Below are 7,088 nucleotides of genomic sequence, written 5' to 3'. Positions count from 1 at the left end.
GCTGAAACCTTTGTACTGCCAGAGCGAAGAGAAAGACATTATCCAAGATGTGTGAAAAAGAGACCCAGTCGATACCCTGAACGAAAGCCCCAAAAAATGCCTGTCAGCTCTTAACTGACAGGCATTAAAGCATTGCTTGGCTTTTTTAATGGTTATTCAACGCGTTGCCAATATTGATTTCGATAGAAAAATGCAATATAGCCGCGTACTTCAAGCACCTTACCTTGTTCTTGTGGCGTCAGTTTAAGGGTATAGGTTTTACCATTGTTCGGGTCAAGAATTTCACCCTCTTGCCAGCTACCATCACCGGCATCTTTAGCACCTTCTATAATTTGTAACCCTAAAATTGGCTGATTTTTCTTATCACCTTTACACTCTTCGCAGATTGCGTCTTGCTTGGCTGGGTTAAGGATTTTTTCAACACTACCAACCAATACACCATCTTGCTCACTGATACGTACTAAAGATTTCGCTTCATTCGTTTCTTCGTCAATAGTTTTCCAAAGACCCACTGGCGTCAATGCGGCAAAGCTCAACTGAGAAAATAATAAGGTAGATAAAACAATTGATAAACGGAACATAAAAAACTCGTATAAAACTTAAGACTTTGGCACTATATCAGGGCTTAAGCAAACACACCATTTTGCTTAGCTCTGAAATCGACACAACATTGCGAGGGAACACAATGAGTCAGTTCACATTAATTACCGGTGATATTGTCAGTTACGACAGTAATCAGGTTGCTACAATTAACGCCACGGGCGAAATAAAAATAAATCGCTTTGCTGAGCCATTATTTATTCCTGACAGCGCCAAAGCCGCCATTGAGCTGGGTCGGCTTGATGATAACTTATTTAATTTAAAAAAATTATTACGCTCAGGCTATGCTGACCCTTGTCCAACAACCCGCGTACTAATTGAAACTACACATCCTTTACCTGACATCGAAGGTCTGCTGATCAAGCGTCGCTTTAGCATTATTGATTTTTGCAGCGCCGAAATAGAAAAGTCGCACAGTAAAGCTGTATTAGATACCCTATTAAAGCTTGAATATGTTCAGCAAATTCAGCTTGATGAAGTCATGCAATTACAACCACCGGTACAATTTAACAATCAATAAAGGTACAATAACTTATAAGTATGCTAAACAGCTCCTTCATTTGTAAAAGGAATAACAATGAAAAGTGCGCTACCAATAATAGCTGCCGCAAGCATTTTGCTCGCAGGGTGTGATGAATTAGAAGTTGAAGAAACTCATAACTTTGGCGACGAAATGTATGAGAACAATTACACACTCGTTAATACCACTGATTTAGAAGTGGATTATTACATGGCTAACACTGATTTATTTGGTGATGCTCAAGAATTTAAAGACTCTGAATACTATGTTGATACGCTTGCATCGCAATCACCTCCCGTTGATGTAACACATGCTCACAATGAACGTAGTCGTATTTCCTTTTATGTAGTCGATCACAGCGACACAAGTAACTCAGCCACACAGATGTATCAGGTAGCTCAAGATCAACCTTATCATTTTATTGCTTGGCAAAATGCTGAAAAGCTCCGTTTAACACTCGTCAAAAAAGCCAATGATAATAAAGATGACTTTTTTGCGATTCGTATTCTCGCAACTGAAAACCTTCGCTTAAAAGTCGAAAAACAACTCGTTAATTTATATCAGAATCAATTAAGTTACTGGTACCACATTGATGACTGCGCTGATGACTTGAAAATATCAAGAATTAACGATGAGGATAAGCGAGTCTATGAACCCGTCTCAATCTGCGACGCATCATATGGGCAGTCATATACCTTGCTCTTAAGTGAAGATGGCCTTGAAACGAGCATTGCTGAATAACCATTACATCTTTAGGTAAAAAGCTTTACATAGCTCCTTATAATCTTGGCTGTAGCTGCCATCAGCTGCATGTATGGTTAACGACGTTGTTTCGCATTCACCGTTGTTTTGGCTGAATAGCATCAGGCTTCGGCTCGCTTGCTTTTTGTCGCTGCTGCGAACCAAGCAATGGCGATTTAAGTACCAGCCAGCTTGCTCGGCAACAGCAATGAATTGTTGTGCCTCTACGCAAGGCAAGATAACATTCAAGCGTGTTTTACTGTGACTCAGTCTAGAACATGATGCTATTAATTCGCTGAAGCTAAGGCCATCAGTATGGCGGGCAGTATTTCGAGCATGATTATCACCTTTTAGGCTCGCATTAAAATAAGGTGGGTTGGTGATGATCGCATCAAAAGGCTCTGCTGCATTAAATGACTGCGCAGCTCCTTCGAAAAGGTTTATATCAGGCCATGGGCTAGCCGCAAAGTTATCTCGGGCATCACTGCAGGCACCAGAATCAATTTCAATGGCACTTACCTTTGCATCAGGCGCTCTTTGTTTTGCCATTAACGCCAACAACCCTGTGCCTGTACCAATGTCTAAAATGCCCTTAGCACCACTCACATCAGCCCACGCCCCTAACAAAATACCATCGGTCGATACTTTCATCGCTGCGCGCGTTTGCGTTACCGTAAATTGTTTAAACACAAAGCCTGACATTTTTTCACCTTTTCATTCACCACAGCCGCGTTAACGCGTATAATTAGGCTCAATTGTCCTCTATTTATGTCACTCTATGCAATTTTCTGAATTTGATATCGATAACAAGCTGTTAAATGCCATTAATAAAATGGGTTTTGATACGCCAACCAGTATTCAACAACAAGCGATCCCTGAAGCACTTCAAGGTCGTGATATTTTGGCATCTGCCCCTACTGGTACGGGTAAAACAGCCGCGTTTTTGATCCCTGCAATTCAATACTTGCTTGATTTCCCGCGTCGCGATCCTGGCTTTGCACGCGTATTGATCATGACACCAACCCGTGAGCTTGCTTACCAAATTCATGAGCAATGTGAATTACTCGCAGCACAAACTCATCTTAAAATTGGGGTTGTGACAGGTGGTATAAACTACGGGACACACAGAGAAATTTTCGAAAGCAATAACGATATTCTCATTGCCACACCAGGGCGTTTAATGGAGTACCTCGAAACAGAGAACTTCCATGCTGAAAACGTTGAAATGCTTATTCTTGATGAAGCTGACCGCATGCTAGACATGGGTTTTCGTAAAGAAATGCTACGCATTTGTGATGAAGCACGTAACCGCCGTCAATGTTTCTTATTCTCAGCCACCCTTGAAGGTGACAGCGTTGAGTTATTTGCAGAGCGAATCTTAAACGATCCGGCACTGCTTGAAGCCGAATCTTCACGTAAAGAGAAAGGCAAAATCCATCAATGGGTTCACCTTGCGGATGACTACGACCACAAGCTAAAAATGTTGGTTGAAACGTTAAATGGTGACGACATTCATAAAGCAATTGTGTTTGTTAAAACTCGTGAACGCCTTGAGACACTGGTTGGCGAGCTAAATAACGAAGGTCTTCGTGTTGCTTGGTTACGCGGTGAAATGCCACAAGATAAGCGCATGAAAGCGATGGAAAACTTTCACTCTGGCCGCAACAATATCCTAGTTGCAACAGATGTTGCTGCTCGTGGTATTGATGTTGCTGATATCAGCCATGTTATCAACTTTGATATGCCACGCACCGCAGACGTATATGTACACCGTATAGGACGTACTGGCCGTGCTGGTAAAAAAGGCATTGCGATTTCATTTATTGAAGCTCATGATGTGGCAATTGTTGGTAAAGTTGAGCGCTACATTGAGCAAAAGCTTAAACGCCGCGTAATTAAAGGGCTTGAGCCACAGCACAAAGAAGCGAAGATCCCATCTAAGAAGAAAAAAGATCCAGTAAAAATGAAGGCAAAGAAAAAAGCCAAAGCTAAAACGAAGAAGAAAAAGTAGTTTTAACTTTAACATCATAAAAGTAAAAATGCCGAGCTTGCCTCGGCATTTTTGTACCCTACCCTTTTTACTTATTTAGTGTGTAATTAGTTCACACTTTCTTACCCATACAGACCGGCAAAAATAGAAAATCAATTAAATTCAAAAGCTTAAAAAATGGAATAATAATTGTAACTGGTTCAGCAATAGTTCACAGCAGACTAGAACAACGAGGGAATTGTATGAGCCGCTTCAAATTAACCATAGTAATTACTTTATTAAGCTGTATTTTTTTACTTGCTTGCGCAACGAATGTGAGTGCCAATACTAGCGTGCTAACAACCAGCACATCGGCACAACCTCGCCTACAACAAATGGCCCTGAAAAAGTTAACAAATAATCCGAATTTTAAGATTAAACATCTTCAGGTGATTATCGATGGCAATACTGTTGAATTAAAAGGAATTGCAGAAACAGGATTTCAACGTGCTTTAGCGCAGAAATTTTTGGAGCACAGTCATGGTGTAACCCAGATCAGAAATAACCTTAAAGTGAACGCATTAAACAACCCGACACTTTAAGGTTAATAATTTAACAGAGGTTTATTTACCGCTTGCTTGTAAATTAATGTAGCTAGCTAATTCTTCTGGCTGCCCCATTAACGCCATAATCTGTTGGTTTATCTCCATCATGGTTTTTCCTTCAGGTAAGCTTGCTGACACAGTCAATTCAGACAATCCACTTACGAAGTTTGTGATAGCAGCTGCTAGCTCTTCACTTACTGGCGCCTGTTGTAACTGCATGGCAACAGTCTGTTGGAACTGCTCGTGGCTCATACCTTGTGCTTCTAAGAAACTATCAACAACTGCTTTAAGCTCACCTTCGTCGGCGATCGACATATTAATGCTACGTGGCTCAAGTTGAGTCATTGCAGCCATCATTTTTGATTGCTGTTGCAGTTGTTGCTCTAAAGTCAGCTCTGCACCTTGCGCTTCATTTTGCATTTTACTTATTGCCATTGATGCTTCCATTAATGGCGTTGAGTTGGCAAGGCCTAAGTTAAAACGCACATCAGCAACTTGGTTTGCAATAACGTTTAAAGCAAAATCACTGCTACCAGTGTCTTTATCATAATCTAGCGATGAATTTACGTCATAGCTTGCAGATGCTAACTTATTGTTCGCATTTTCAGGAAGTTGCGCTAAAAAGTCATCACTAAAACGAAAGCTCTTCATTACAAATCCAGTGTGAGGCGGCACTGCATCGACTTCATATCCTGTCACTTCAATATTGTCGATTGTGGCAATCATCTCATCACCAGTATAGCTTTGAACCTTAATCCCTGAAAGCTGCATGCTGCTAGCAAATACATTTGCTGAAATATCATTGTAAGTAATATCTACACCACTTTGCGCTGATAATGCACTTATTTGCTGATCAACGACCTTTTTTACTTCCTGTGTAGCTGCGTAGTTTGCGTAAAACGCACCGCCAACAGCCGCAGCAACAACCGCTGCTATAATTAACTTTTTCATTTTATTTCCTTTAATTGGTGTAAATTTTTAGCAGTGTATCATTAGTTGATTAACGACAATAGTTCATGCACGGTTTTCACTGGCGTGATCTTAGCGCCAAGCCCTTCCATTGATTTATGGTAATTGCGATGCGGAATAAAAATCTCTGTAAAGCCGTGTTGCGCAGCCTCCTTCACTCGAGGTACGCCGCTGTCGATTGGTCTTACATCACCATTTAAACTAAGTTCGCCCATAATACAGGTGGTGCGTGGTACAACAAATTCGTTCAAGCTGCTTAATAACGCTGCAACCAATGCTAAATCGATACAAGTCTCTGACTCATCGATTTTTAAGCCACCGACAATATTAAAAAAGGTGTCGTGAAAGATTTTTGTCTTTGTGTGTTTACGTAAAATTCCCGTGAGCATCTTAATACGATTCATGTTCAAACCAACACATACCCGCTGTGGGAACTCAGCTTCGGTTTCTGTAGTTAAACATTGAATTTCGAGTAGTAAGTTACGGTTACCTTTACGTATACAGGTAATGGCTGAGCCTGGAGATTCAGTACTCGAGCCTGATAAAAAGATTTCGCTCGGGTTATCAACGCTCAGCATTCCGCGTTCACACATTCTGAAAATACCCACTGTGTCGATATCACCAAAACGGTTTTTATTGGCACGCAATGTTCTGACTTGCCCATCATTAGTATCAATATGCAGTAAGGCATCAACTATATGTACCAGTGTTTGCGGCCCAGCAATTTCGTTATTTTTGTTTACATGGGCAATGATGAACATAGTTACATCGTTTTGCTTACAGTATTGCGTTAATGCCTGAGCTGCACTTTTTACCTGTGACGGTGAACCTGGACTACCATTTGCCGTTTCTGTCACCACTGCCTGAATTGAATCGATAACTGCAAATTTAATTTTGTTTTTATCGAGTTCTTCAATGATTGCTTCAACACTGGTTTCAGAAAGCAAATAAAGCTCATCTTCGTTATAATCTAAGCGCAAGCGATTCACTCGGTTTTTAAACTGAGATAAAGACTCTTCCGCTGTACAGTATAAAGACGGCATCAGCTTTGACATACGTGCAACTAAATCAGACAACAAAGTCGTTTTACCGGCACCAGGGTCGCCTGAGATAATGTTGACGGAACCTGTCGTTACACCACCGCTTAATACTCTGTCTAACTCACCGATTTCGGTAAGGCGTTTTTCTGCCTCGGTGGTTGCAACTTCGTTGATTTTCTTTGAGCCACCGCTTGCGATACCGGCATAGCCTGCCACTGCAGCACGACTTGCCGCTTGCTTTGATTGCCCTGCCGATGGTTTAAATTCTGCAAGTGTATTCCATGCACCGCACTTACACTGCCCTTGCCAGCGCTGATAGTTCATGCCGCACTCAGTGCAAACAAATTCGATTTTTGCTGATTTTGCCATTCGGCCTTACCTATTGAATTATTCTATTTTGACTAATTAGTAACTTAAAAAACTGACTAGCTAAATATTTCATGTATAGTAGTTTTATGAGCTAAAGCCTTTGAACTTAAATCTGTTCGGCTTTTTTACACAGCTATAAGCGCAATAAAAAGTGCTTTAAGGCACATTTTTTGCTTATAAATAAAACTTTACAAATCTTGCCATTTATTTGGCAGGTACTTATAACAATAACTAATACAATAAAAAAGTAGCGATTACTCAAGTTTTAATAATGT

General features: G+C 40.7%; 8 protein-coding genes. 4 read left to right on the top strand and 4 right to left on the bottom strand.

The annotated features are described in order from the left end of the window. Nucleotides 1-152 precede the first annotated feature (152 nt). Complete coding sequence (locus L1272_RS16455) at nucleotides 153-581, bottom strand: DUF2147 domain-containing protein (RefSeq protein WP_199530124.1); 429 nt, start codon at nucleotides 579-581, stop codon at nucleotides 153-155. Nucleotides 582-685: 104 nt separating this feature from the next. Between L1272_RS16455 and L1272_RS16450 the strand changes: the two genes are divergently transcribed. Beyond that, nucleotides 686-1,120 carry a hypothetical protein gene (locus L1272_RS16450; RefSeq protein ID WP_138599637.1) on the top strand — a complete coding sequence of 145 codons (435 nt, stop codon included), beginning with the start codon at nucleotides 686-688 and terminating at the stop codon, nucleotides 1,118-1,120. Between the two features lie 57 nt (nucleotides 1,121-1,177). Continuing rightward, the gene (locus L1272_RS16445; RefSeq protein ID WP_235373882.1) at nucleotides 1,178-1,861 is read left to right on the top strand and encodes a hypothetical protein; all 684 of its coding nucleotides are present in this window, start codon (nucleotides 1,178-1,180) and stop codon (nucleotides 1,859-1,861) included. A 3-nt stretch (nucleotides 1,862-1,864) separates the two neighbouring features. Here the strand turns inward: L1272_RS16445 and L1272_RS16440 are convergent, their stop codons facing one another. Further along, complete coding sequence (locus L1272_RS16440; protein WP_235373881.1) at nucleotides 1,865-2,563, bottom strand: tRNA1(Val) (adenine(37)-N6)-methyltransferase; 699 nt, start codon at nucleotides 2,561-2,563, stop codon at nucleotides 1,865-1,867. A 76-nt stretch (nucleotides 2,564-2,639) separates the two neighbouring features. On the opposite strand from L1272_RS16440, the gene srmB reads away from it, so the two are divergent. Together srmB and L1272_RS16430 are read left to right on the top strand one after the other, a co-directional pair. Beyond that, nucleotides 2,640-3,872, top strand: coding sequence for an ATP-dependent RNA helicase SrmB (gene srmB, locus L1272_RS16435; protein WP_055198154.1), 1,233 nt, complete (start codon nucleotides 2,640-2,642; stop codon nucleotides 3,870-3,872). 221 nt (nucleotides 3,873-4,093) lie between these two features. Next, complete coding sequence (locus tag L1272_RS16430; RefSeq protein WP_054551241.1) at nucleotides 4,094-4,432, top strand: BON domain-containing protein; 339 nt, start codon at nucleotides 4,094-4,096, stop codon at nucleotides 4,430-4,432. Between the two features lie 21 nt (nucleotides 4,433-4,453). On the opposite strand, the gene L1272_RS16425 is transcribed toward L1272_RS16430, so the two are convergent. Both L1272_RS16425 and radA read right to left on the bottom strand, forming a co-directional pair. Further along, the gene (locus L1272_RS16425; RefSeq protein ID WP_138619821.1) at nucleotides 4,454-5,386 is read right to left on the bottom strand and encodes a hypothetical protein; all 933 of its coding nucleotides are present in this window, start codon (nucleotides 5,384-5,386) and stop codon (nucleotides 4,454-4,456) included. A gap of 41 nt (nucleotides 5,387-5,427) precedes the next feature. Beyond that, nucleotides 5,428-6,813 (bottom strand): DNA repair protein RadA, encoded by a 1,386-nt coding sequence (radA, locus tag L1272_RS16420; protein ID WP_054551239.1) that lies wholly within the window; start codon nucleotides 6,811-6,813, stop codon nucleotides 5,428-5,430. Nucleotides 6,814-7,088: the final 275 nt, after the last annotated feature.

Origin of the sequence: Pseudoalteromonas sp. PAST1 (genome assembly GCF_021532515.1) — a bacterium.
Lineage (GTDB): Bacteria > Pseudomonadota > Gammaproteobacteria > Enterobacterales > Alteromonadaceae > Pseudoalteromonas > Pseudoalteromonas simplex.
Note: the sequence above shows the minus strand (reverse complement) of the source record. Positions and strands in the feature narration are given on the sequence as shown.

Bases quoted from the DNA above. Each gene is read 5' to 3' on its own strand.
- L1272_RS16455 (WP_199530124.1), bottom strand. From the start codon at position 581: ATGTTCCGTTTATCAATTGTTTTATCTACCTTATTATTTTCTCAGTTG.
- L1272_RS16450 (WP_138599637.1), top strand. From the start codon at position 686: ATGAGTCAGTTCACATTAATTACCGGTGATATTGTCAGTTACGACAGT.
- L1272_RS16445 (WP_235373882.1), top strand. From the start codon at position 1,178: ATGAAAAGTGCGCTACCAATAATAGCTGCCGCAAGCATTTTGCTCGCA.
- L1272_RS16440 (WP_235373881.1), bottom strand. From the start codon at position 2,563: ATGTCAGGCTTTGTGTTTAAACAATTTACGGTAACGCAAACGCGCGCA.
- srmB (WP_055198154.1), top strand. From the start codon at position 2,640: ATGCAATTTTCTGAATTTGATATCGATAACAAGCTGTTAAATGCCATT.
- L1272_RS16430 (WP_054551241.1), top strand. From the start codon at position 4,094: ATGAGCCGCTTCAAATTAACCATAGTAATTACTTTATTAAGCTGTATT.
- L1272_RS16425 (WP_138619821.1), bottom strand. From the start codon at position 5,386: ATGAAAAAGTTAATTATAGCAGCGGTTGTTGCTGCGGCTGTTGGCGGT.
- radA (WP_054551239.1), bottom strand. From the start codon at position 6,813: ATGGCAAAATCAGCAAAAATCGAATTTGTTTGCACTGAGTGCGGCATG.